General features: G+C 73.1%; 22 protein-coding genes. 10 read left to right on the top strand and 12 right to left on the bottom strand.

What is annotated here, in order from left to right; genetic code table 11:
- The first annotated feature begins 224 nt into the window (after positions 1-224).
- The 8 genes from ACFVUH_RS30305 (at position 225) to ACFVUH_RS30270 (ending at position 8,398) form a co-directional block, all read left to right on the top strand.
- Positions 225-3,065 (top strand): AAA family ATPase, encoded by a 2,841-nt coding sequence (locus ACFVUH_RS30305; RefSeq protein WP_387916537.1) that lies wholly within the window; start codon positions 225-227, stop codon positions 3,063-3,065.
- The gene (locus ACFVUH_RS30300) at positions 3,062-3,385 is read left to right on the top strand and encodes a hypothetical protein (protein WP_387916535.1); all 324 of its coding nucleotides are present in this window, start codon (positions 3,062-3,064) and stop codon (positions 3,383-3,385) included. Before ACFVUH_RS30305 ends, ACFVUH_RS30300 begins: the two co-directional genes overlap by 4 nt.
- A gap of 268 nt (positions 3,386-3,653) precedes the next feature.
- Positions 3,654-4,091: a GntR family transcriptional regulator gene (locus ACFVUH_RS30295; protein WP_387916533.1), complete on the top strand. Its 438-nt coding sequence runs from the start codon at positions 3,654-3,656 to the stop codon at positions 4,089-4,091.
- Entirely contained in the window at positions 4,091-5,017 is a 927-nt protein-coding gene (locus ACFVUH_RS30290; RefSeq protein WP_387916531.1) for an ABC transporter ATP-binding protein, read from the top strand. The genes ACFVUH_RS30295 and ACFVUH_RS30290 overlap by 1 nt, the downstream gene beginning before the upstream one ends.
- A complete protein-coding gene (locus ACFVUH_RS30285) occupies positions 5,014-5,985 on the top strand; it encodes a hypothetical protein (RefSeq protein WP_387916529.1) in 972 nt (323 codons plus the stop codon). Before ACFVUH_RS30290 ends, ACFVUH_RS30285 begins: the two co-directional genes overlap by 4 nt.
- Positions 5,986-6,157: 172 nt before the next feature.
- Positions 6,158-6,280, top strand: coding sequence for a hypothetical protein (locus ACFVUH_RS30280; RefSeq protein ID WP_387916582.1), 123 nt, complete (start codon positions 6,158-6,160; stop codon positions 6,278-6,280).
- Positions 6,281-6,403: 123 nt separating this feature from the next.
- Positions 6,404-6,850: an Rrf2 family transcriptional regulator gene (locus ACFVUH_RS30275; RefSeq protein ID WP_387916528.1), complete on the top strand. Its 447-nt coding sequence runs from the start codon at positions 6,404-6,406 to the stop codon at positions 6,848-6,850.
- Between the two features lie 87 nt (positions 6,851-6,937).
- Positions 6,938-8,398 (top strand): MFS transporter, encoded by a 1,461-nt coding sequence (locus ACFVUH_RS30270; RefSeq protein ID WP_387916527.1) that lies wholly within the window; start codon positions 6,938-6,940, stop codon positions 8,396-8,398.
- A gap of 93 nt (positions 8,399-8,491) precedes the next feature.
- Here the strand turns inward: ACFVUH_RS30270 and ACFVUH_RS30265 are convergent, their stop codons facing one another.
- The 10 genes from ACFVUH_RS30265 to ACFVUH_RS30220 form a co-directional block, all read right to left on the bottom strand.
- Positions 8,492-9,967, bottom strand: coding sequence for a DEAD/DEAH box helicase (locus ACFVUH_RS30265; protein ID WP_387916526.1), 1,476 nt, complete (start codon positions 9,965-9,967; stop codon positions 8,492-8,494).
- Positions 9,968-10,349: 382 nt separating this feature from the next.
- Positions 10,350-10,553, bottom strand: coding sequence for a cold-shock protein (locus tag ACFVUH_RS30260; protein ID WP_045694210.1), 204 nt, complete (start codon positions 10,551-10,553; stop codon positions 10,350-10,352).
- Between the two features lie 639 nt (positions 10,554-11,192).
- Positions 11,193-12,191 carry an alpha/beta hydrolase gene (locus ACFVUH_RS30255; protein WP_387916525.1) on the bottom strand — a complete coding sequence of 333 codons (999 nt, stop codon included), beginning with the start codon at positions 12,189-12,191 and terminating at the stop codon, positions 11,193-11,195.
- A gap of 365 nt (positions 12,192-12,556) precedes the next feature.
- A complete protein-coding gene (locus ACFVUH_RS30250; protein WP_387916523.1) occupies positions 12,557-13,090 on the bottom strand; it encodes a helix-turn-helix domain-containing protein in 534 nt (177 codons plus the stop codon).
- Positions 13,042-13,422 carry a hypothetical protein gene (locus tag ACFVUH_RS30245; protein WP_387916522.1) on the bottom strand — a complete coding sequence of 127 codons (381 nt, stop codon included), beginning with the start codon at positions 13,420-13,422 and terminating at the stop codon, positions 13,042-13,044. The genes ACFVUH_RS30250 and ACFVUH_RS30245 overlap by 49 nt, the downstream gene beginning before the upstream one ends.
- 875 nt (positions 13,423-14,297) lie before the next feature.
- Positions 14,298-15,260: a sugar kinase gene (locus ACFVUH_RS30240; protein ID WP_387916520.1), complete on the bottom strand. Its 963-nt coding sequence runs from the start codon at positions 15,258-15,260 to the stop codon at positions 14,298-14,300.
- Entirely contained in the window at positions 15,257-15,886 is a 630-nt protein-coding gene (locus ACFVUH_RS30235; RefSeq protein WP_387916519.1) for a bifunctional 4-hydroxy-2-oxoglutarate aldolase/2-dehydro-3-deoxy-phosphogluconate aldolase, read from the bottom strand. The genes ACFVUH_RS30240 and ACFVUH_RS30235 overlap by 4 nt, the downstream gene beginning before the upstream one ends.
- 155 nt (positions 15,887-16,041) lie before the next feature.
- The gene (gene dgoD, locus ACFVUH_RS30230; protein WP_387916518.1) at positions 16,042-17,187 is read right to left on the bottom strand and encodes a galactonate dehydratase; all 1,146 of its coding nucleotides are present in this window, start codon (positions 17,185-17,187) and stop codon (positions 16,042-16,044) included.
- On the bottom strand, positions 17,184-17,900 hold the full coding sequence (locus ACFVUH_RS30225) for a FadR/GntR family transcriptional regulator (RefSeq protein WP_387916517.1): 717 nt from the start codon (positions 17,898-17,900) through the stop codon (positions 17,184-17,186). The genes dgoD and ACFVUH_RS30225 overlap by 4 nt, the downstream gene beginning before the upstream one ends.
- 55 nt (positions 17,901-17,955) lie before the next feature.
- Positions 17,956-18,723: an SDR family NAD(P)-dependent oxidoreductase gene (locus tag ACFVUH_RS30220; RefSeq protein WP_387916516.1), complete on the bottom strand. Its 768-nt coding sequence runs from the start codon at positions 18,721-18,723 to the stop codon at positions 17,956-17,958.
- 187 nt (positions 18,724-18,910) lie between these two features.
- On the opposite strand from ACFVUH_RS30220, the gene ACFVUH_RS30215 reads away from it, so the two are divergent.
- Together ACFVUH_RS30215 and ACFVUH_RS30210 are read left to right on the top strand one after the other, a co-directional pair.
- Positions 18,911-19,216 (top strand): trypco2 family protein, encoded by a 306-nt coding sequence (locus ACFVUH_RS30215; RefSeq protein ID WP_387916515.1) that lies wholly within the window; start codon positions 18,911-18,913, stop codon positions 19,214-19,216.
- A 13-nt stretch (positions 19,217-19,229) separates the two neighbouring features.
- The gene (locus tag ACFVUH_RS30210; RefSeq protein WP_387916513.1) at positions 19,230-20,846 is read left to right on the top strand and encodes a trypsin-like peptidase domain-containing protein; all 1,617 of its coding nucleotides are present in this window, start codon (positions 19,230-19,232) and stop codon (positions 20,844-20,846) included.
- Positions 20,847-20,869: 23 nt separating this feature from the next.
- Here the strand turns inward: ACFVUH_RS30210 and ACFVUH_RS30205 are convergent, their stop codons facing one another.
- Positions 20,870-21,592: a hypothetical protein gene (locus ACFVUH_RS30205; protein WP_387916512.1), complete on the bottom strand. Its 723-nt coding sequence runs from the start codon at positions 21,590-21,592 to the stop codon at positions 20,870-20,872.
- A gap of 70 nt (positions 21,593-21,662) precedes the next feature.
- Positions 21,663-23,393: a hypothetical protein gene (locus ACFVUH_RS30200; RefSeq protein ID WP_387916511.1), complete on the bottom strand. Its 1,731-nt coding sequence runs from the start codon at positions 23,391-23,393 to the stop codon at positions 21,663-21,665.
- Between the last annotated feature and the right edge of the window lie 4 nt (positions 23,394-23,397).

Here is a 23,397-nt window from a genome sequence, read left to right as displayed (position 1 = left end):
GGTCGTCACCCCGGGAACGGTGCGGGTCCGGTGGACCGGCCGGCGCCCGGTCGTTCCGGGCGATCGGCCAGTGGGCCGCCCATGGGCGGCCGGTTCCCGGGCGATGGGCGGGGTGTCCCCATGATGGGTTCGACCGGGAGCGGGCGGCCGTCGCCACCGCCCCGGGAGGAGCCGCCGGGGACCGGCGGCCGGACGCCTACAAGAGACGAGGTCGGGGGTACCCGGTGCCTTCCCTGCTGGAACGTGATGCGCACATCGACAGACTCGACCACCTGCTCGCCGAGTGTCTCGGCCGCGCGGGCCGGGTGGCACTGGTCGACGGCCCCCTCGGCAGCGGCAAGAGCGAGCTGCTGCGGGTGTTCGCCGCCCGGGCCGCCGAGCGCGGGGTCCTGGTCGTCGGCGCGGGCTGTTCCGTCCAGGAGCGGGACCTGCCCTTCGGCATCGCCGACCGGATCGCCCGCTCCCCCGGCTGGCCCGCCGGGCACGCCGAGCGGCTCGCCGCGCTGGCCGACCCGGCCGTCCTCGCCGACCCGGCCGAGAGTGCCGGCGGCACCGCCCTCCACGGCACCGCCGCGGCCGGCGACCCGGCCGGCCCGCCGTCGCCCGCGCTGCTGCGCGCCTGCCGCGACCTGACCACCGCCCTGCTCGCAGCCGCCGCCGACACCCCGGTGCTGCTCTGCGTCGAGGACATCGGCCACGCCGACGAGGCGTCCCTGCACTTCCTGCGCCACCTCGTCCGTCACCTGCCGCAGAGCCGGGTGCTGCTGCTCCTCACCGACGGCAGCGCCCCGTGGCCCGCGCGGCGCCGGCTGCACGCCGAACTGCTGCGCCACCCGCACGCGCACCGCCTCGCGCTGGCCCCGCTGTCCCGGGCCGGCGCGCTGCGCCTGGTCACCGAGGGCCTGGGTGAGGAGGAGGCCCGTCACCGCGGCCCCGGCCTGGTGGACGTGGCCGGCGGCAACCCGCTGCTGCTGCACGCCCTCGTCGAGGAGCACCTCGACCGCGCCTACGAGCCCGAACCGCGCTACGGCCCGGCCCTGCTGAGCTGCCTTCACCGGGCCGGCCCCGGCGTGCTGCGGGTCGTCCAGGCCCAGGCCGTGCTCGGCGAGGAGGCCCCGGCCGAGGACGTGGCCCGACTGCTGGGCGAGCGGGAGAGCGCCGGCGGGGTCGCCCGGATCCGCGCCACGCTCACCGCCGCCGGACTGCTGGACGGCGAGGGACGGCTGCGCACCACGGCCGCCCGCGCCGCCGTCCTGGAGGACCTCGCCCCGCACGAGCGCACCGAACTGCGGCTGCGGGCCGCCCAGCTGGCCCACGAGACGGGCAGCCCCGCCGCCGAGGTGGCCCGGCACCTGGTCGAGGCCGGGCGGGCGCCCGCGCCGTGGGCGGTCGCCGCGTTGACCGAGGCGGCCGAGCACGCCCTGCTCGACCACCGTCACCGCACCGCCGTCGCCTGCCTGCATCTGGCCCACAAGGAGGCCGCCGAGGAGAACGACAGGGCGGTGCTCCGGCACCGGTTGGCGCAGGCCGAGTGGCGGCTCAACCCCTCGACGGCGGCCCGGCACCTGGTGCCGCTCACCGCCGCGGTCCGGGCCGGGCACCTCGGGCTCGCCGAGGCGCTCGTCCTCGTCCGGTCCCTGCTGTGGCACGGCCGCGGCGCGGAGGCGCTGGCCGTCCTGGACCTGCTGCGCGCCCGGACCGGACCGGCCTCCCCCACCGAGACGGGCGCGCTGCGCGACGTCGAGACCTGGCTCGCCCACACCCACCCGGGCCTGGCCCGGGGCCGCCGCGTCCCGGCGCTGCCCGCCGACCTGCGGCACGCGGTCGCCCCGGACGTCGACCCCCAGCTGCGGGCCGCCGCCGCGCTCGCCGGGGCGCTCACCCGGGGACGGGCCGCAGAGGCCGTCGACCACGCCCAGCAGGTGCTGCACGACGCCGCCCACCTGCGCGGCAGCACCGCGTGGGCCGAGGAGGCCGCGCTGCTCGCGCTGCGGGTGCTGCTCCAGGCCGGGCGCGCCGACACTGCGGCGGTCTGGAGCCAACGGCTGCTCGGCACCGCCGCGCGCCGCGAGGCCCCGACCGCGACGGCCCTGTACTCGGCGGCGCACGCCGAGGTGGCCCTGCGGCTCGGCGAGCCGACCACGGCGGCCGAGTACGGCCGGGCCGCGCTGACCCACCTCAGCCCCACTGCCTGGGGCATCGCGGTGGGCCTGCCGCTGGGCACGCTGATCGTCGCCGAGAGCCGCACGGGCGAGCACCGCTCGGCGGCCAAGCACCTCACCCACGCCGTCGGCGAGGCGATGTTCCAGAGCCTGTACGGGCTGCACTACCTGTTCGCCCGCGGCGAGCACTACCTGACGGCCCGGCACGGCCACGCGGCACTCGCCGACTTCCTGTCCTGCGGCGACCTGCTGCGCACCTGGGGCCTGGACGGCGCGGGGGTGGTGCCCTGGCGCACCCGGGCCGCCGACGCCTGGCTGCGACTGGACGACCGGGACCGCGCCTGGCGGCTGATCCACGAACAGCTCAGCCGGGCCGACGCCGACCTGCCGCACAACCGCGGCCCGGCGCTGCGGCTGCTCGCCGCGGCCGGGCCGGCCGGGCGGCGCGGGGCCCTGCTCACCGAGGCCGTCGACCTCACCGAGGCCTCCGGCGACCGCTACGAGCAGGTGCGGGTGCTCACCGACCTGAGCCGGGTGTACCACAGCGCCGGCAACAAGCGCCGGGCCCGGCTGCTGCTGCGCCAGGCCCTGCACCTGGCGAACATGTGCGCGCTGAAGCCGCTCGCCCAGGAGCTGCTGTCGGTCTCGGCGGACCTCGGCGAGAGCGACCCGGCCGCCGACGAGGCGCGGGAGCCGGGCGGGGCCGACGCGCTCACCGAGTCCGAGCGGCGGGTCGCCTCGCTCGCCGTGCTCGGCTACACCAACCGCGAGATCGCCGGACGCCTGTACGTCACGGCGAGCACCGTGGAACAGCACCTCACCCGGGTCTACCGCAAGCTCGGGGTACGCCGACGCAAGGATCTGCCGGCCGATCTGCGGACCAGCCTGAGGAAGACAGGATGACGGCTCCGACGACCACGCCGACCGCCACGACCCCGACGGTGCACGACGGCACCGCGCCCGAGGACCGGCACCGCGGCGCTCACCGAGCGGCGTTCCCCTGGCCGGTCGGCGATTGCGGCTTCTTCACCGACGGAGCGCATCTGCTGATCGCCGAGGAGGCCGGTCTGCGGGGCGTCGACATCACCAGCGGACAGCAGGTGTTCGCGATCGACGGGTTCCGCCCGGCGCGTCAGGATCCGCATGCCGGAACGCTGGTCCAGGTCGGCAGCGCCACTGCCCGGTTGTGGACGCCGCCGGAGTGGACTGCGCGCGTCGGCTGAGCTGCCGCTTCCCGCCAGGGTGCCGAGCGGGAGAACATCCGCGAGTCCACACTGGAAGCGCTCCACACCGCCAAGCGCAAGGGGCGCAACCCCTCGATGGCCGGCGTCTACCGGGGCACTGGCCGAGCATGAGATCTCCTCCAAGCCTTGGGAGCCGACGTCACGACAGGCCCCGAAGTCACCAACCGTGTCCGGTAGCGGGCCTGGCGAGGCCCTTTGCGCTCTCTTGACTTGACGACTCGTCACCCAGCCGCTTATCTCTTTACCTATGGAACTAGATAAAGGTGCTGACCAGCCCTCTCCCATCGAGTTCCGCCTGGACCCGGCCTCCGGCGTCCCGACCTACCTGCAACTCGTGCAGCAGGTCGAACAGGCGCTGCGGATGGGCTGGTTGACCGAGGGGGACCGACTGCCCCGGGTGCGCGAGGTGGTCGCCGGCTTGGCGATCAACCCCAACACCGTGCTCAAGGCGTACCGAGAGCTGGAGCACCGGGGCCTGGCCGCCGGTCGGCGCGGCCAGGGCACCTTCGTGCGCGGGCTGCCCGCCGGGGTGGTGCCGCTGCGCGAACGGGCCGCGCTGCGGCGGGCGCTGCTGGACTGGATGCGCTCGGCGCAGGCCGCCGGGCTGGACGGAGGGGGGATGGTCGCGGTGTTCGAGGACGCGCTGCGCGACCTGCGCGAGGGCCGCGACGGGGTGGTGGCGTGATGGCGAGGGACACGGTGATCGACTGCGGCGGGATCGGCAAGCGCTACCGTCGCTCCTGGGCCCTGAAGGACTGCAACCTGGCGATCCCCGCCGGGCACGTGGTGGCGCTGGTCGGCCCCAACGGCGCGGGCAAGACCACCCTGCTCGGCCTCCTGGCCGGGCTCTCCCTGCCCACCGAGGGCGCGATGAACGTCCTCGGTGGCCAACTCCCCGGTTCCCCGAAGGCGTTGGACCGGATCGCCTTCGTCGCCCAGAACGCCGCGCTCTACCCGGGCCTTCGCGTGGGCGACCTGCTCGCGATGGGCCGCCACCTCAACCGCCGCTGGGACGACGCCCGGGCGCGCACCCACATGGCGGACCTCGGCATCCCGATCGAGCGCAAGTACGGGCGCCTCTCCGGCGGCCAGCAGGCCCAGGTCTCGCTGGCCCTGGCCTTGGCCAAGCGACCCGAACTCCTCCTGATGGACGAGCCGTTGGCCGCACTCGACCCGCTCGCCCGGCACGACTTCATGGCCGCGCTGCTCACGGCCGTCGCCGAGGACGGCCTCTCGGTGGTGTTCTCCTCGCACGCCGTCAGCGAGCTCGAACAGGCCTGTGACTACCTGGTGGTGCTCGGCGGCGGCCGGGTGCAGGTCGCGGGGGAGGTCGACGACCTGCTCGTCGGCCACCGGCTGCTCACCGGCCCGACCGCCGAGGCCGAGGAGGTGGCCGCCCGACTGCCCGTCGTGCGCGACCGCCGCGCCGGAGCGCAGTCCCACCTGCTGGTGCGCACCGGCGGCGCGGACGCCCCGGTCTCCGGATCATGGAGCCAACAGCGCGTCGGCCTGGAGGAGTTGGTGCTCGCCTACCTGCGCGAGCCCACCGCCTCCGCCCTCCCCGGCCCACGTGGGGCCGTCCCTACCGCTGAAGGAGCACTGCGCGCGTGAGCACGCCGACCGCGACTCCGGGCGTCTCCGCGCTCGGGGTGACCAAGGCCGCCGCCCTGCGGCATCGCACCGCCCTGCTGACCCTGTTCGGCGTCCTCTCCGCCCTCGGCGCCCTGCTGTGGGCGCACGGCTGGTACGTGCACGACGGCCTGGCGGCCACCGGGGCAGACACCTGCGACCCCGCGTCCGACGAGTGCGTCGCCATGTGGAAGGACTTCCTCCGGAAGTACGGCGCCGCGCTCCAGGTCGGCGACAGCGTGCTCTACGTACTCGGCGGCGCGTTCGGCGCCTTCCTCGGGGGCCCACTGCTGGCCCGGGAGTTCGAGCACGGCACCTTCCGCTTCGCCTGGACGCAGGGCGCCGGCCGCTTCCGCTGGACGGCTGGCGTGACGGCCGTCGCGGGCGCCGCGCTGGCGGCGGGGTCGCTGCTGCTCGCACTGGTGCTGACCTGGTGGAACGCGCCGCTCGCCAAGGAGAGCAGCCGCTTCGGCCGCGACCTCTTCGTCCAGGGGGCGCCGGTCATGGTGGCCCGCTCGCTGCTCACCTTCGCCGTGGCCGTCCTCGCGGGCGCGGTGCTGCGCCGCACCGTCGTCGCGATCGGCATCGCCCTGGCGGTGTCGGTGGCGGTGCCGTTCGTGGCGGAGGCGGTGCGGTTCGACTACCTGCCGCCGATGGAACGCACCGTCCAGACTCTCAACCAGGTCACTACGGACCAGAGTTGGGTCTCCTCCGTCTGGTTCTCGGACGTGGCGGGCAACCGGTACACCTCGGACGAGTTCTATCGCAAGGTCGACACCTACACCCAGGGTCGGGCGCTGTTGCGCGACGGCGCGTTCACCGCGCACGAGGTCTATCAACCGGCTGACCGCTACTGGCCGTTCCAGTACATCGAAGCCGGCTGGATGTTCCTGCTGGCCCTCCTCCTGACCGCGGCGGCCCTGTGGTGGGTGCACCGCCGGGCGGTCTGACCCAGGGGCTTCGGAGATCGCTTGGGGATCAGCCGTCAAAACCCCTGCGGGAGTGCGGCGTGAGGGCGCTTCCTTCTCCACACCGACGTGGAGGACCCCGCGACCGGGCGCGAGCCGGGCAGGGACGAAGATCCGGCCCGCGGTCTGCTACGTCGCCGACGTGGTGGCCGTGATGCGGCACGGCCGGATCATCGAGACGGCCCCCACCGAGACCTTCCTCCGCAACCCCCGGCATCCGTACAGCCGGACACTCCTGGCCTCCGTTCCGACCCTGCCGTCACCCTGGAGCGACTGACCGCCACCACCCGACGGGACGCCGCCCACCCCACGCCCGCGGCGGATTGACACCCGAATCAATCCGCTACTAGCGTGGTTGCAGTTGGATGGGCGAGGCGACCGTCGCAAAGGGGTCATCACCATGAGCATCAGCAGCAGGAGCGCCGTGGCGATCCACGCGCTCACCATGCTGGGGCGCTGGGACCACTCACTGACCTCCGCGGAGATCGCGGAGAGCCTGGCCAGCAATCCGGTTCTGGTGCGGCGGCTCCTCGGCAGCCTGCGGGACGCCGGCCTGGTCTCGTCGACCGAGGGGCGCAACGGCGGCTGGTCGCTTGCCCGGCCCGCCCGCGAGATCACGCTCTACGACGCGTACGCGGCGGTGGAGACGGGGCCGATCCTGTCACGGCACCCGCATCCGCCGAGCGCCGAGTGCGAGGTGGGGCGGAACATGCAGAAGCTGCTCGAGGCGGAATTCCAGGACGCGGAGCGGGCCATGAAGGAACGGCTCGGGCGGACGACGATCGCCCACCTCGTCCGGCAAGTACTGGCCAGTGAGCGCGAGCCGGCGCAACGCGCCACCAGCTGACCGATGGCGGAGGCACTGCCTCCGCCGTCCTTTTACCCTAACTGCAACCATCACGGTGGCAGAAAGTCACCCGGAGGGCGGCCTCGCATGACTTCCACGTCGACACCGACCGAACGGACCGGCTCGGGGACGGGCTTACTCGCCGTCCTGATGCCGGCGATCCTCGCCACGGTCACCGCCAGCGACATGGTCAACCTGATGCTTCCGACGATCGGGTCCGAGTTCGGCGCCTCCGAGGCGGAACTCGCCTGGGTCGTCACCGGCTTCCTGCTGATGTTCTCCGTCGGGATCCCCCTGTACGGCCGCATCTCGGACCGGGTGGGCCTGCGCCGGCTCTTCGCGTTCGCGCTCCTCACCTACGCCCTCGGAAGCCTGATCTGCGCGCTCTCCCCGAACCTGGCCGTGCTCGTGGCCGGGCGGATCGTGACGGGCATCGGCGCGGCCGCGATCCCGGTGCTGTCGATCATCGCCGTCACGACGCTGCTGCCGCCGGAGCGGCGCGGTGTCGGGATCGGCGTCGTCTCGGCCGGTGCGGGCGTCGGCACCGCCGCCGGGCCGGCGCTGGGCGGCGGCATCGGGGAGGCACTCGGCTGGCCCGCGCTGTTCTGGAGCATGCTCGTGGTCTCGCTGCTGCTGCTGATCCCGGCCCTGCGGGTTCTCCCGGACGAGGCTCCCCGGGGCTCGGGCCGGCTCGACCTCCCGGGCGGCGTCCTCCTCGGCCTCGGAGCCGGTCTCGTCCTGTTCGGCATGACCCGGGCGCAGGTCTCCGGCTTCACCGACCCGCTGTCCTGGGGCAGCCTGCTAGTCGCCGTCGCGGCGCTCGTGGCCTTCGGGGTGCGCACCGTTCGGGTCGACCAGCCGTTCGTTCCGCCGTCGCTGTTCACCAACCGCGTCTACCGGACCGGCGTCCTCGTCGCGTTCCTGGCGATGGTCGTCAACCTCGGCGGTCTGGTGTTCGTCCCGCTGCTGCTCGTGGAGGTCGACGAACTCACCCCGGGCGAGGGCGCGTTGGTCATGATCCCGGCCGGCGTCGTGACCGCGCTCCTCTCGCCGTGGATCGGACGCCTCGCCGGCCGCGTCGACGCGCGGGTCCTGGTGCTCGTCGGGCTCGGCGTCATCGGGCTGTTCTCGCTGTTCCTCTCGTCCTTCGCCGGCGGCTCCTCGGTGGTCTTCGCCGGTGTCGGGATCCTTGGGCTGAGCATCGGCTTCATGCTCGTGATGACCACCGTCATCGGCTCCGCGGCGAGCGAACTGCCCCCCGAGCAGGTCGGGGTCGGCCTGGGGATCCTCCAGGGAGCCCAGTTCCTCGGGGCCGGTACCGGCCCGGCCGTGTTCGGTGTGCTGGTGTCCGCGAGGCGGCAGAGCGGCAGCGACGCCATCAACCCGCTCTTCTCCGGCCACCACGGCGCGGCCCACTCCGACGTCTTCCTCGTCATGGCCGCGGTCGTCGTCCTCACGCTCGTCGTCGCGTCCCGGATGCGTCCCACCGCAGCGGCCGAGGCGGCTCCGGCGGTCGCGCCGGCGCGGGAAGTGGACAGCATCCGGTAGGAGCGCGACCCGCCCCGTCCAGGGCGCGCCGGATCCACCGCGTGCTGCTGGACGGGCTTGCGGGCCTCGCCGGTGCCGCGGTGTCCGCGCTCGTCACGGCCGGAGGTCGTCCGGGTGTCGCCGCCCGCCCGGGCGGGACGGTCGCGCCGGCCGGCGGATGCCGGCGGCGTTGCGGCGCGGGCGCTCGAAGGCGGGTTCGGCGATCACGACGGGCACGCCGGTGGGGACGCGGGCACCGGTGATGCGGGCGAGTTCCTCACCGCCGGCGAGGACCCTGGTGGTGACGGGGACGATGCCGGCCGAGGTCATCAGGCGGGCCGCCGCGCGGCGCTGGCTGGGCAGCACCAGCGTGACGACGGTGCCCGACGCGCCGGCGCGGGCGGTGCGTCCGCCGCGGTGCAGGTAGTCCTTGTGGTCGGTCGGCGGATCGAGGTTGACGACCAGGTCGAGGCCGTCGACGTGGATACCGCGCGCGGCGACGTTGGTGGCGATCAGCGCGGTCACCCCGCCGGTGCGGAACTGCTCCAGGGTGTGGGTGCGCTCCGGCTGGGACTTGCCCCCGTGCAGGGCGGCGGCCTTGACCCCCTGCGCGAGGAGAGCGTCGACCAGGCGGTCCGCTCCGTCCTTGGTGTCGATGAACATGATCACCCGGCCGTCGCGGGCGGCGATGTGGGCGATCGTGGCGCCCTTGTCGGCGTTGTGCACCTGCAGCACGTGGTGCTCCATGGTGCTGACCGCCGCCGCGGACGGGTCCACCGAGTGCGTGACCGGGTCCTTCAGGAAGCACCGCACCAGGCGGTCGACGTTGCGGTCCAGGGTGGCGGAGAACAGCATCGTCTGTCCGCCGTCGGCGACCTGGTCGAGGATCTCGGTGACCTGCGGAAGGAAGCCCATGTCGGCCATCTGGTCGGCCTCGTCCAGGACGGTGACGCCGACCCGGTCCAGCCGGCAGTCACCGCGCTGGATCAGATCCTTGAGCCGGCCCGGGGTGGCCACCACGACCTCGGCGCCGCGGTTCAGCATCCACGCCTGGCGGCTGATCGACGTCCCGCCCACCACGGTGGCCGTCCGCAGGCGCACCGCATGGGCGTAGGGGGTGAGGGCTTCGGTGACCTGCTGGGCGAGTTCGCGGGTGGGAACCAGCACCAGGGCCAGCGGGCGACCCGGCTCGGCACGCCGGCCGGCGGTGCGGGCCAGCACGGCGAGGCCGAACGCGAGGGTCTTGCCGGAGCCGGTCCGGCCCCGGCCCAGCACGTCGCGGCCGGCCAGCGAGTTGGGCAGCGTCGCGGCCTGGATCGGGAACGGAGCGGTGACGCCCTTGCGGGCCAGCAGCGACAGGAGTGCCTTCGGCAGGTCCAGTTCGTCGAAGGCCTCGACGGGCGGCAGCGCGGGGGTCGTACTCACCGGCATCGCGAACTCGTCCGGGACGGAGGGGGCCCGGGAAGGACCCCGGCCCTGGCCCCGGCCGCGGGACCGTCGGCCGTCGGCCGGGCCCGACGCGTGCGGGGCCGAACCGTCCCCGGAGCGGGGTTCGGTTCTCCGGTACGAGGAACGACTGGAGCGGTTCATGCGGGAAGACCTTCCTTCGGGCGGCGCGTCACGAGGAAGGCTCTGCGGCACGGGGCCGGAGGAGACCGCAAGGGAACGGGCCGGAGACGCGGCGGGCGGAACGTGGACGGCGGACCCGTGGGACGCCTCGCCCGTGGGCGGAGCCTGCCGCGGAGGGCGGGCGTGGAGGGCCTTGGACCGCGAACCCTCACCGCGGGCGGTCGGACGTCGGCCCGAACGCGGCGGCGCGCGTCCCGCCCATCCGGTGACGGCCACCGGCGGTCGGGGCCGGCGGCCCGACCGGGGGCGCTTCGACGGCGCCCGAAAACGCCGAGGGCCCGCACCGGGCAACATGTCTCGGTGCGGGCCCCTCGCTGCCGGGCGGGTGCCGGAGCAGCAGGAACTACAGCGGGCGGATGTTCTCGGCCTGCGGGCCCTTCTGGCCCTGCGTGACGTCGAACTCGACCTTCTGGCCCTCGAGCAGCTCACGGAAGCCGTTGGCGTTGATGTTCGAGTAGTGGGCGAAGACGTCCGGGCCGCCACCCTCCTGCTCGATGAAGCCGAAGCCCTTCTCCGAGTTGAACCACTTCACGGTGCCATTAGCCATTTAAAATCTCCTTCATGGGCTGTCCGAAACCCGCAGGGCGCGGACTTCGAGTCGCCGCGATGAGCACCCACCCGGGGAAAGAGCCGGGAAACAAAAATGCGCCTGCGAAACATCAGCAGGCGCACACAAAGTTCATGGGAACCACTACTGCAACTGATACCGACTGTAGCAGGCCGGGGCCCACAACGGGTGAACATTTCATCCCGGGTTTCGGAGGAGCCGACTCCGGGGCCGCCACGCCCCGCTGCCGATCCCGCCAACCCTCCAACGTCCCAGCTCACTTGAGGTGCCGATCGCGCGCCCCACGCCACCGGGCCCTCCCGGCAGGACGGGACATCCCGCCGGAAATCTCCCCCGCGGGCCCGGCCACGAGCGACGCCGCGCACCGCGGGGCGCACGGAGCGTGCCGTGGGCCACACGGATTTCGACGGCAACGACTTCCGGCGCTCCGGATGGTTCCGCTGCCGTGCTTTCCGGCGACCGGCCGGAAAGCACGAAACGCGCAGCAGCCCGCCGCCCTCCGCCCACCAGCCCCTTCCAAGCGCGGCCTGAAGCACGGCGCAAGCGTCTCGCCCCTGGTGACCGCGTCAACCACGACGGCCTCGGCCGGGTCATCGGAACGGCTCCGACGGCGCGACCTCACCAGGGCCGGCGGTGCAGGGCCATGTGGACGGTGTCCATGGCCTGGATCAGCGCGGCCCGGCTGGTCCCGGTGGGATGGAGCGCGCCGACCAGCAGGAAGCCGTGCATCACCCCCTGGTAGCGGGTCGATACCACCGGGACGCCGGCCGCGCGGAGCCTGGCGGCGTAGGCCTCGCCCTCGTCCCGCAGCACGTCGGCCTCCGCGGTGACCACGAGGGCCGGAGGAAGCCCCGCCAGCTGTTCCAGGGTGGCCCGCAGGGGCGCCGCGGTGGCCTCGGTCCGGCGGGACGCGTCGGGCAGGTAGTCGTCCCAGAAGCGGCGCATGTGCGCGCGGTGCAGGAAGTACCCCGTCGCGAACCGGTGGTAGGAGGCGGTGTCGAAGTCCGCGTCCGTCACCGGGCAGAGCAGCACCTGGTGCAGCAGCCGCACGTCGCCGCGGCGGCGCGCGAGCAGCGTCACGGCCGCCACCAGGTTGGCGCCCGCGGAGTCGCCGACGGCGGCGATCCGGTCCCCCGCCAGCCCGATCGCGCGGCCGTGCTCGTGGATCCAGCGGGCCACCGCGTAGCACTGCTCGACGGCCACCGGATAGCGCGCCGCGGGCGCCCGGTCGTAGTCCACGTACACGACGGCGGCGTCCGCCCCGAGGGCGAAGTCCCGCACCATCCGGGCGTAGCAGGCGGCGTCGCCGAGCGACCAGCCCAGGCCCGGCAGGAGGAGTACCACCGGGGCCGGCTCGGAGGTGCCGGTGGGCCTGGTCACCTGGACGCGCACCCGACCGGTCGGTCCGCAGGGCAGGACGAGCCACTCCGTCTCGGTGCCGTACGGATCGTCCGGTTCCCGGTCGGCGTCCGGCTCGACGCTCGCGAGGCTGTCGAGGGCGAGGAAGGAGAGGTCCGGCAGCTCCGTCGCCGCCGCTCCGGCGCGGGCGTCCAGAAACTCCTGGAGCTCCCGGTCGAGCACCAGTCTTCGGGCCCGGTGGGGCGTCGGGTCGGACAACTCTTCTCTCCTGGCGTGATCGGAAAGGCGCTGCACGCGGCACGTGCCCCGGATGTCCACCCGGTCCACACCGAACGGAAGGTCACCCTCGGACGCCCCGAGCACGCGGCCCGACGCTACTGCCGGGAGTCGGCCCCAGTGGCCTGATCGTGCACGGATTCTATGCCGGGGCGAACGGCCCGTCATCCGACGCCGGTCCGCAGCGCACCCCGGGGTCCGGGTTCCTCCTGCTCGGCGGACCGGGCCGCCCGTCCCGCGGCGCGATCGTGCACGATGGGGCAAGCCCCGGTGCACGGGGAGCACACGCGCGGGTCACGCGCGCGGGTCACGCGCGCGGGTCACGCGCGCGGGTCACGCGCGCGGGGTCAGCAGGGCCGACGGCCGTCGGCCGGTGCGGCGTAGGCCTGCCACTCCCGGGGCGAGATCCCGTAGGCGTCGCGGAAGGCCCGGCTGAAGTGGGAGTGGCTGACGAACCCCCACCGGTGCGCGACGGCGGCCACGCTGGTCGGCCGGCGGGACGGCCGCTCCAGTTCCCGGCGGCAGGCGTCCAGCCGGCGCTGCCGTACCCACTGGCCCACGGTCGTGCCGTCCTGCTGGAACAGCTTGTGCAGGTAGCGCACCGAGATGTGCTGCGACCGGGCGATCGACTCCGGCGCCAGGCCGGGATCGGCGAGGTTCTCCTCGATGTGAGCGCGGATCCGCGCCAGCAGGTGCGCCGAGCCGCTCGGATCCTCCGGGGCTTCCCGCTCCAGCAGCTCGGTGACCAGGACCGCGAGGATGTCGGAGGTGCTGCGCGCGAGGCAGTCGCCCGGCCGGGCCCGGTGCGCCGGCGCCCGGGTGGCGAGGCTCTTCAGGAGCTGCGAGGCGAGCGACCCGACCCCCTCGCTCCCCCGCGCCACCAGCCCGCCCGCCCGCCCGCCCGCCGGACGTCGTCGCGGCACACGCCCAGGTAGAAGCACGGGACGCGGTACCGGACCATCCGGCACCCGGCGTCCCACCGCAGGCCCGCCGGGTGCGGGGAGGTGCCGATCAACAGGTCCCCGGGAGCCAGCACGGTGCTGCTGCCGTGGCGCCGGACGAGGGCCGGACCGTCGACGTGCAGGACGACGTAGAGGCAGTCCTCGGGGTCGACGCCGGGAGGCGCGGAGAGGATGTCGATACAGCCTTCGGCGTCCCGAGCGAGCCGCAGGTGCTCGTTCTCGGGGACGGGAGAGGGTCCCGACGGGATCACAGGGGGCTCCGATCGGTTCGTGGGGTGCGGGGTCGGGGGACGGCCGCTCACCGAACACCGTGATCAAGGTCGTCCCGGCGCCATTCATACAAGGACCGAAACAGGTCGACAAACGTTCAACAATCGTCGCTTCCGCAGCGCGAACCGGTCCGGACACGTCACCGCCACGGGCGGCGCCCGCCCGTCGGACACGTCCGGAGACGCATGAAAGCGCCTACGGCGCAAGGGCCTTCGGCCCAGGGCGGCACAGCGACGGCAACCGGGGCGGCCCGCCGGACCGGACAGGAACGACGGCAGGGCGCCCCCGATCCGCCCCCTTCGGCCGCCGATCGGTGCGCGGACCGGCAGGTCGCGGTGCACCGCCGGAACATCGACCGCCGACGCGCTTCCCGTGGCGCCCCGCGGGGGCCCGCGCCACCCTGTGGAATCGGCGGGTCGGCCCTGATCCAGGGCGACCTCCGCTTCGCCCCCGCCCTGACCACCACCGCCACCGACGGCGCCCTCGGGTGAGGGGCGGCTCGGACCGGCCCGGTCCGTTCCCGCACCTGGTAGGTTCACGCGATGTCCCGCCGGCGACCGGCCGGCAGGGTCGTGTTCCGGGAGGCACACCAGCGGCAGGAGCGGATTCCACGGCACCCGGCGTTCAGGACCCTGCACCCCGGCGGGCAGCGCACCCGACCGCCGATGGAGGACGAGGACCACCTCGCATGGGTGCGCGAGCCATCGGTTCGTGCGGCAACACCGCGAAGGCACCCGCCGTACTGGTGCCCGCCGCAGGAGATCACCGGGCGGGAGATGCAGGCCGTCACCGGGGGTTCGCCCGGCGGCGGGGGTGGCGGCTGAAGCGGTCCGGCCCGGGTGAGCCCGGGGTCGCGCTACCTCAGGGTCGTGCCGGCGGGGAGGTCGAGCAGTGCGAGGTCGGCGCGCGAGGGCAGGCCCTCCCAGTCGCCGCGCGTTGCGACCGCGAACGCCCCGGTGGTGGCTGCCCGGGAGAGGCGGGCCTCGGCGTCGAGGCCGTCGAGCCGGCCGGAGAGGTAGCCGGCGACGAACGCGTCACCGGCTCCGACGACGTCCACCACGGGCACCCGGCGGGCGGGCACGCTGACCCGGCCGGCTGCCGTGGTGACGGTCGCGCCGTCGCCGCCCCTGGTGATCACGACGTCGCGGCGGCCCTGGGCGAGCAGCGCGGCAACGGCCTCCTCCTCGGGGAGCGAGGGGTCGTCGCAGACCAGGTGCAGTTCGTCGGCCGAGGCGACGAGTACGTCGGCGGACCGGGAGAGCGGCAGGAGGACCGAGCGGGCCCGGTCGGCGTCCCAGAGCCGAGCCCGGTAGTTGACGTCGAGGCAGATCGTCACGCCGAGTGCGCGGGCGTGCTGGGCGACGGCGGCGACGGTGTCGGCGGCGGTGGCGCTCAGCGCCGGGGTGATGCCGGTGAGGTGCAGCAGTCGCAGGCCGGGGGTGAGAGCGGGCAGGACGTCCTCGGCCCGGAGTGCGGACCCGGCCGAGTCACGGCGGTGGTAGGAGACCTGGACGAGGTCTCCGACGCGTTCCTCCCGCGCCATCAGTCCCGTGGGCCGGCCGTCCGGGTCGGTGCGCGCATGGCTGATGTCGATGTTCTCGGCGCGCAGGGTCCGCAGCACCAGGGCTCCGAACTCGTCGTCGCCGACGCGGCCGACCCAGCCCACGCGGTGCCCGAGCCGGGTCAGGCCGATCGCCACATTGGACTCGGCGCCGGCCACGGAGAGCCGCATCGGGGCGCCGAGGCGGATCGGGCCGGTGGCGCGCAGGGCGGCCATGGTCTCGCCGAGGGTGACGACCTCGGGAAGCGTGGCGGTCATGCGGCCTCCGCCGTCCCGGCCAGGCGCTTGCGCCAGCGGGCGGCGCGGGCCCGCAGCGCGGTGAGGTCGCCGCCGTGTGCCGCGTCGCCGATCAGCGGTGAGCCGACGCCGACCGCGACCGCGCCGGCGGCGAGGAAGGCGAGGGCGAGGTCGGCGTCGATGCCGCCGACGGGGACGAAGGGCACCGTCGGGAACGGGGCGCGCAGCGCCTTCAGATAGCCCGGGCCGCCGAGCGAGGCGGGGAAGAGCTTGACCGCGAGGGCGCCGTGCTGCCGGGCGGTGATCACCTCGGACGGGGTCAGGGCGCCGATCAGCAGCGGGAGTTCACCGAGGTCGCCGGGGCGCAGGGCGCCACCGAGCCCGGGGGTGACGAGGAAGCCGGCGCCCGCGGCGGCGGCGCGGGCCGCGTCCTCGGCGGTGACGACGGTCCCGGCACCGAGTGCGGCGTCGGCACCGAGCTCGTGCCGGGCCCGCTCGATCACCCACGCGGCGTCGTGCGTGGTCAGGGAGACCTCGACGGCCGTGATGCCCTCCTGTGCGAGGGTGAGGACGGTGCGCAGCGCCGCTTCGCGGTCGGTACCGCGCACGATGGCGAGGGTGCGGTGCGGTAATGCGTCGAGATCCATGAGGTGAGGGCCTTCTCGGCTCGCGCGGGCGGTGGCGGTGATCCGCAGCTCCCGACGCAGTGGGCCTGCACGGGTTCGACACCGGTGCTGCGGTAGGGGGCGGGGAACCCGGCCGGGGTTGCGCCGGGCGGGGTGGGCCGGTGCCGGGTCGTCGGTCACCATTCCGCGAATGCTCCGTCCTCGTGGTGCCAGACGGGGTTGCGCCAGCGGTGACCGGTCTCGGCGGCGCGTCGTACCGCGTGCTCGTCGATGTCGATGCCCAGGCCCGGGCCGGTGGGGCGGGCGGCGTGGCCGTCGACGAAGCGGAACGGGGTGGGGTCGAGGAGGTGGTCGAGCAGGTCGTTGCCGTGGTTGTAGTGGATGCCGAGGCTCTGTTCCTGGATGAGGAAGTTCGGTGTGGCGAAGGCGATCTGGAGGCTGGCGGCGAGCGCGATCGGCCCGAGCGGGCAGTGCGGGGCCATCGCGACGTCGTACGTCTCGGCGAGGGCGGCGATGCGCCGCACCTCGGAGATCCCGCCGGCGTGTGAGAGATCGGGCTGGGCGACGGCTATGCCGGAGGCCAGGACGTCGCGGAAGTCCCAGCGGGAGAAGAGCCGTTCGCCCACCGCGATCGGCACCGAGCTGGACTCGACCACGCGGCGCAGGTCACGGGAGTGCTCCGGGAGGACGGGCTCCTCGACGAACAGCGGCTGGAGCGGTTCCAGCAGCGGGAGCAGTCTGCGGGACATGGCGGTGGACATCCGGCCGTGGAAGTCGACCGCCACGTCACGGTCGTCGCCGAGGACTTCGCGGACGGCGGCCACCCGGTCGACGACCTCCCGGGTGCGGGCCGGGGTGTCGATGTGCCGGAGCCGGCCGGACCCGTTCATCTTGACGGCCGTGAACCCGGCTTCGGCCTGGGCGCGGGCCTGCTCCGCGACATCGGCGGGGCTGTCGCCGCCGATCCAGGCGTAGACCCGCACGCGGTCGCGCACCGGGCCGCCGAGCAGCTGGTGGACGGGGACGCCGTGGACCTTTCCGGCGATGTCCCACAGCGCCTGGTCGATGCCCGCCACCGCACTGGAGAGCACCGGCCCGCCCCGGTAGAAGCCTCCCTTGGTGAGGACCTGCCAGTGGTGCTCGATCCGCAGCGGGTCCTGGCCGATCAGGTGGTCGGAGAGTTCGTGCACGGCGGCGCGGACGGTCCCGGCGCGCCCTTCGACCACGGGCTCCCCCCAGCCGGTGACGCCCTCGTCCGTCGCGACGCGCAGGAAGAGCCAGCGCGGCGGGACGAGGAACGTCTCCAGTGCCACGATCTTCATCCCGGGTCTCCCTGGCAGGTCGTGCGGATGAGGTTGTGCAGGTCGTCCGTGGCCTGGGTCAGCAGCGCGGCCATGGCCCCGGCCGCGGCGCCGGGGTCCTGGGCGCGAACGGCCTCCAGGACCGCGCGGTGCGCGGGAAGGGGGTCGGCCCAGGTCTCGGCACCGTGCACGATCCGGTCGCGGACGCGCAGGCCCGCTTCGATGACCACGTCCATCCGGGTCAGCAACTCGTTGTGGGCGGCGGCCAGGAGGGTGCGGTGGAAGAGCAGGTCGGCCTCCACCAGGGCGTCGGCGTCACCGCCGGCCGCGGCCATCAGGTGCAGCGCCTCGGTGAGCCGGGCCAGGTCGTCGTCGTCGCGGCGCCGGGCGGCCAGTCGGGCCGCGGCCGGTTCGACGATGGAGCGGACCTCGGCCAGGTTGTCGAGGAAGCCCTCGCGCGGAACGCTCCGGCCCTGCCACCGCAGCAGGTCGCCGTCCAGCAGGCTCCAGTCGGAGCGCGGACGCACATAGGTGCCGCGCTTCTGCCGTGACTCGATCAGCCCTTTGGCGGCGAGGACGCGCAGGGCCTCGCGGACGACGGTCTTGCTGACGCCGAGTTCGTGCTCGATCCGCTCCGGGTACAACGAGGCCCCCTGCGGGTAGGTGCCGCGGACGATCCGCTCGCCGAGGATCTCCACGGCCTGTCCGTGCAGTCCGCGTGGGGGCCGGCTCATGTGCTCGCTCCCGTTCGCCGGTGTGCGGCCGCTCGGCCGAAGCCGGCCCTCCCCTTCATGCGGAGGCCTTGACGACGGACCAGCCACCGTCCACCACGAGGGTGGTGCCGGTGATGTACGAGGCGTCGGAGGAGGCCAGGAAGGCCACGGCCGCGGCGACCTCCTCGGGTCGGCCGAAGCGCTTCGCGGCGGTCCCGGCCACGCTGTCGGCCCGGTCCCGCTCGTCGACGCGGTCCCAGGCCGCCGTCATGATCGGGCCGGGGAGCACGGTGTTCACCCGCACCTGCGGCCCGTACTCGACGGCGAGTTGACGTCCCATGGCACACAGGGCGCCCTTGGCCGCGGCGTACGCGGGGTGGCCCGGGATGCCGACGAGCGCGTGCACCGACGAGGTGAGCACCAGCGCGCCCTCGCTCGTGCGCAGCTGCCGCGCGAAGGCGCGCACGGCGAGCCAGGAGGCCTTGAGCGTGACGGAGAGCTGCCGGTCCCACTCCGCTTCGGTGAGCTCGTGAGCCGGCTTGACGGTCACGGTGAAGGCATTGCTGACCAGCACGTCCAGTCGCCCGTAGCGGTCCTGGACGTGTGCGGTCAGCGCGTCCCACACGGCGGCGGCGGACACGTCACCGTGCCGGTACTCGGCCCGTCCGCCCTCCCGGGCGATGGACTCGACCAGCGCCCGGCCGGCGTCGTCGTCGAGGTCGACGGCGACCACCGCGGCACCCTCGGCGGCCAGCCGCCGGGCCGTCGCGGCGCCGATGCCGTTGGCGGCGCCGGTGACCAGGGCGACCCGGTCCTGGAATCTGCGGCCTGTCTGCTCGGGCATGGCCTCACCGTAGCCCTTGGCATTAATGATGGAAATATCTCGCGCAGGGCTCGGTGGCCGTGGGCTTCGACGACAGGATCCGACTCGGTCGGGCGGCACCCGCAACAAGCCGCGCATACTCCTGACGCACCCTCATGGAATCGAATATCATCGGACATCCGAGTCGCGGACGGGTGGGGAGCGGATCATGACCCAGATCGGATTGACCCAGGCCATCGAGCAGTTGAAGCTCGAACTCCAGCAGGCCATCGCGGCCAATAGGCCCGGGTCCCTCCAGTTCCCGGTGAAGGGCGTGGAGATCGAGCTGCAGGTCGGCATCACCAAGGAGGGCGGCGCGAACGGCGGCATCAAGCTTCACGTGCTGTCGCTCGGCGCCTCCGGCAAGTACGCGAAGGAGTCCGTCCAGACGATCAAGCTGTCGCTCGGCGCGCCGGTCACGGCGACCGGGGAGCCCGTCAAGGTGTCCGAGCGGGCCAAGACGCTGCCCAAGTGAGCAGACGGCACACGTGAGCTCTCCGAGTTTTCAGCCGCTCTACGTCGAGACCGCGCAGCACGACGGCGAGTTCTGGATCCTGGGGTCCGGCTATCTGATCGGCGGCCCCTGGGTCCTGACGTGCAGCCACAACCTGACGTCCGGGGATGTCATGGTCCGCGGCTACGAGGCTTCCGACGAGTCCGGCTGGTCTCCTGACGCGGCGCCGAAGTACACCTGGCAGGCGTCCGTGGAGCTGTCCTGCGATCCGGACGTCATCGACCTGGCCCTGCTGAAGCTCAAGGACGGGCCGGCCGGGATCCCGCGCGCCCGCTTCGCGCGGCTACCGCGCAACCAAGTCGTCCGCAATGCCCGGAGCATAGGCTTCCCGCACTACGGGCAGACGCAGGACGACCAGGGCGAGCAGGTCAGGACCCGGGTGCACCTGTACGGGGACATTCCGACCGAGGACTCCAGGGACAGCGGTCTGCTGACGTTCAATGTGGAGAAGCCGCCGAGGTACCTCCCGGAGGGCTCGCGCTACAGCGGCATGTCCGGTGCCGCGGTCACCGTGGGCGGGCAGGTCGTCGGCGTGGTCCGCCAGGACGCCAAGCGGGATGCCTGGGCCCTCTCGATCGTGCCGCTCACCAGCCTGGGCGCACTGGACTCGGAGACGCTGGGTCGTTGGCAGGAGATTCTGGGCGAGGAACTCGGCACCCTCACCACGGCGGAGAGTCCGCCCGAGGACAGACCGGTGCCCGAATCCCGGGTCCCGCCGAACCGAGTGCCCCTCGCTCCGCCCGGCACGTCCGCGACGGTGCTCGTGGTGCCGGACTTCGCGGTCCTCACCCGCCCCGACGACGCCGAGGTCTTCGAGAGCATGCTCGCCGACCTGCTCAGGCTGCGGGACACGTACGGCTACCTCAAGCCCCAGGTGGTGCTGATACCCGGCGGGCTGGTGCACGAGCCGTCGACCGAGGCGTACCGCACGGGGAGCCTGGCGCTGAGCCGACTCCTGACGGCCCTCGAACTGACGCCGGACCAGCTCGTGGTGGCGCCGGGACCCAACGACGCCTGGTTCATGCCGGACGGGGAGAAGCGCTGGGACGATCTGATCGGCACGCTCAACGGCCTCGGCGCCGTGCCCGCGCCCGACCGGCTCACCCGGGAGCGCCCGTGGGCCTGGCGGGAGTTCGCCGCGCAACGGATGGCCATCGCCGTGCTCAACTCCGGCATGTCCCAACGGGGTGAGCACCGGGCGCGGCTCGGCCGGCTCCAGCTCGACGACCTGGCCGCGCTCGCCCAGCGCCGGCGGGCGGAGGGCTGGCTCTGCGTGGGCCTGGTCCACGGCTCGCCCGCGCACCCCGAGACCGAACGCATCGCCGACTCGGACCTGTTCGGCGAGCTCCTCGGCCCCCACCTCCATCTGGTCGTGCACGGCAGCCCACGGCCCTATCCGCACCGCTTCGACCATCTGGGTTCCCTGCCGGTGATCGGCGCCAGCGGCTACTCCACCGGCGGCTACCAGATCCTGGACCTCGGGCCCAACCCCACCCTCTGGGCGAGGATGTACAACCCCAACCGCGAGGAGTGGACCGGCGACACCGACGTCGGCGTCGAACCGCACCAGTGGTCACGCCGGATCTGGTGAGCCGGGTGTCGCCGGTCGCAGGTCTACTCCTCGTCGGGTTCCCGTGCGGCCGAGTACAGTCGGTTGAGGGCCCGTAGCCGGAAGTTGATCCCCAGGGTCCGGTCGGCGCTGACCTCGGCCAGCTCCTCCTGAACCGCGGCGGCCAGGCTGGGTTCCAGGGCCACCAGACGCAGGGCGATGTCGACCTGGGCCTCGCTGCGGGACGCGAACAGCCGGCTGACGGTCGCCGCCCCCGTCTTGTCGTTGCGCAGCTGGTCCCTCAGCAGGCCGAAGTTCTTCCGGTAGAGCAGATCGACCCGGTTCAGCAGTGCCGTGCGAAGACGTCCCCACCCGCTCTCCGGCCCGTCCTCGGGCTCCAGTGCCGCGGTCATGTCGATGAACTGCTGCCAGCGCAGCAGTTCATTGATCTTCTCGGTCGAGGAGGAGCTCCTTCCGCCGATCCCCCCGAAGGATTCGGTTTCGACGTCCTTGATCCGGGTGAGCGTACCGTCGGCGTAGTAGCGCTCGATGCTGGAGAGCCGGTCCCGCGCGGCCTCGCCCAGTGGGACGGGGATGCGGGTCTCCGGCCCGAACCGGTTCTGGAGGATCACGTCGACCGACAGCTCGCCGCGTGCGAGCCGGTCCCAGTCGAGGTTGACGGTCGGCTTGAGCGTCGTGCCGGTGAAGTCGGCGACGAGTGTGAGCGAGGCGCCCAGCTCCGACTCGATGCCCTGCTCCAGCTCCGCACCCACCTCCTCCTCGGTCACCGGCGCCGACGGCTCCGCCTCCGGCTGTCCCGCCGGTCGTTCGGGGACGGGAAACCGGTCTGCGCTCCGGTCATTCATCACCGTCCTCCTGGTTCTCCGGCGGCTGAACGGGCGGGCGGGGCCTGATCTTCATCGCGAAGTCCGTCTCGCGCAACTTCGGGACGATGACGAAGTCCTCGTCATCGTGCCCGATCCGCCCGATTCCGGTCGCCGCTTCGAGGTACCTGTCGACCACGTTGTTCCACGTGTCGTCCAACTCCGTCGCCGAGACCTCCCGGCGCTCCGAGCGTGGGTGCGCCGACTGCACGATGTCAAGCACCAGTGTCTCAAGCGCCTCCTCCTCGAAGCCGGGGGGAACCGCGTGCCCCGACGCCGCCGGTTCCGCGATGTCTCTCGCGAACCTGTCGAGGGAGGCGCTGTCGGCCGACAGGTCGTTCTGGTCGAGGCTGTCACCGAGCCACAGCTTGACGTTCTGGTAGCGGCGGAAGTGGGATTGCGCGAACACGCCCTCACCACGCCACTGTTCACTCGCCCACTGCGACATCCAGGTCGGGCAGAACAGCGTCAGACGGCAGCTGCTCCTGCGTCGGCACTCCTCCACCCAGAGCTCGGCCGCATTCTCCAGCAGCGTTCGCCAGGAATCGTCGCCCTCGGCCGGCAACTCGCCGGTGTAGCAACCGATCACATGCTGCTCGACGGGTCCGGCGAGCTGAGCCGTCAGGGCGATCAGCAGTTCTCGGAGATGTCCGCCCTCCTTCCGCACGGTCATCCCGCCGCCCACGGCCAGCTCGCGATCCAGCCACTCCGCGGCGCTCCGACGCACCTGCTCGCTCTCCACACCCACGATCCTGATCTCGCGCTGTTCCTGGTGCCTGGCGAGATCGTCCAGCTCGGCCCGGGCCAGCATCGGCTGAACCGGGGAGCTGCGCGGGCGCCACAGGGCACCCGCCCCGCGGCCGTGGGTGGCGGCCACGGAGCCGAGCAGCGGCATCGAGGCCTGGTTGAAGGCGTCGGCGACCCTCTCGAACCAACCCCCGTTCGCCATGACGCGAACTTCCTCGCCTCCCTCGGCCTCCTCGTACTCGAAGAGCGGATTGGCCTGGAAGTCGTCGAAGACCGTGTGCCGTCCGATGCGGTGAACGGTGAGATCGTGCGTATCGGGGACCATCCAGTGCAGCGGCGCGTTCTTGCTGCACCATCCCCAACAGTAGACGTCCCGGTAGTCCTTCAGGTACTCCTTGAGCTCCGTCTCCATGTCCGTGATCCGCGTCTTCAGCCTGCGAAGGTCCTCCGACTGCGATTTCTTCAGACTGTTCCAGTAGTCGGTGAGCAGCGCCGCGCCGATGTCGACGAAGAGCGGCCTCGACCTGCCGCCGCGACGGAAGGCCGAGCGGATGGACTCCCGCGAGTGGGTCTCCAACGAGATCTGCTCGAGGTCGTCCACACCGTTCTGCAGGGTACTGAACAGCCTCAGGCCGGGGTCACCCGCGATCACACAGCTCAGCCGGCCGGAATTGAGCAGGCCGGCGACAACTTCGATCGCCCTGAGATCGATGTTGCCGACGGGCGCGGTGATGCTCCTGGCGAAGTCCAGGGCGTCGCTCACCAGGGCGTTCCGGTTGGTCAAGCCGGCCACGGGGCCTGCGATATTGGCGTAGCTGTCGCCCGCCAGGGTCTCCGTCAACCCGAGGTGGTCGGGATGTCCGAGCAGCCGGGCGGTGCCGTCGAAACCCAGGACGAGCACACCACGGTGGGTCCTGTCGGTCAGCAGGTAGGCGATCAGCTCACTGATTCCGTCCATCGGT

The sequence above is a fragment of the Kitasatospora sp. NPDC058032 genome (assembly GCF_042885845.1).
GTDB lineage: Bacteria > Actinomycetota > Actinomycetes > Streptomycetales > Streptomycetaceae > Kitasatospora.
Note: the sequence above shows the minus strand (reverse complement) of the source record. Positions and strands in the feature narration are given on the sequence as shown.

What these genes read in the sequence shown, in the direction of transcription:
- ACFVUH_RS30300 (WP_387916535.1), top strand. Translation starts at nt 3,062, where the DNA reads ATGACGGCTCCGACGACCACGCCGACCGCCACGACCCCGACGGTGCAC.
- ACFVUH_RS30295 (WP_387916533.1), top strand. Translation starts at nt 3,654, where the DNA reads ATGGAACTAGATAAAGGTGCTGACCAGCCCTCTCCCATCGAGTTCCGC.
- ACFVUH_RS30290 (WP_387916531.1), top strand. Translation starts at nt 4,091, where the DNA reads ATGGCGAGGGACACGGTGATCGACTGCGGCGGGATCGGCAAGCGCTAC.
- ACFVUH_RS30280 (WP_387916582.1), top strand. Translation starts at nt 6,158, where the DNA reads ATGCGGCACGGCCGGATCATCGAGACGGCCCCCACCGAGACCTTCCTC.
- ACFVUH_RS30275 (WP_387916528.1), top strand. Translation starts at nt 6,404, where the DNA reads ATGAGCATCAGCAGCAGGAGCGCCGTGGCGATCCACGCGCTCACCATG.
- ACFVUH_RS30270 (WP_387916527.1), top strand. Translation starts at nt 6,938, where the DNA reads ATGACTTCCACGTCGACACCGACCGAACGGACCGGCTCGGGGACGGGC.
- ACFVUH_RS30265 (WP_387916526.1), bottom strand. Translation starts at nt 9,967, where the DNA reads ATGAACCGCTCCAGTCGTTCCTCGTACCGGAGAACCGAACCCCGCTCC.
- ACFVUH_RS30260 (WP_045694210.1), bottom strand. Translation starts at nt 10,553, where the DNA reads ATGGCTAATGGCACCGTGAAGTGGTTCAACTCGGAGAAGGGCTTCGGC.
- ACFVUH_RS30240 (WP_387916520.1), bottom strand. Translation starts at nt 15,260, where the DNA reads ATGACCGCCACGCTTCCCGAGGTCGTCACCCTCGGCGAGACCATGGCC.
- ACFVUH_RS30235 (WP_387916519.1), bottom strand. Translation starts at nt 15,886, where the DNA reads ATGGATCTCGACGCATTACCGCACCGCACCCTCGCCATCGTGCGCGGT.
- dgoD (WP_387916518.1), bottom strand. Translation starts at nt 17,187, where the DNA reads ATGAAGATCGTGGCACTGGAGACGTTCCTCGTCCCGCCGCGCTGGCTC.
- ACFVUH_RS30225 (WP_387916517.1), bottom strand. Translation starts at nt 17,900, where the DNA reads ATGAGCCGGCCCCCACGCGGACTGCACGGACAGGCCGTGGAGATCCTC.
- ACFVUH_RS30220 (WP_387916516.1), bottom strand. Translation starts at nt 18,723, where the DNA reads ATGCCCGAGCAGACAGGCCGCAGATTCCAGGACCGGGTCGCCCTGGTC.
- ACFVUH_RS30215 (WP_387916515.1), top strand. Translation starts at nt 18,911, where the DNA reads ATGACCCAGATCGGATTGACCCAGGCCATCGAGCAGTTGAAGCTCGAA.
- ACFVUH_RS30200 (WP_387916511.1), bottom strand. Translation starts at nt 23,393, where the DNA reads ATGGACGGAATCAGTGAGCTGATCGCCTACCTGCTGACCGACAGGACC.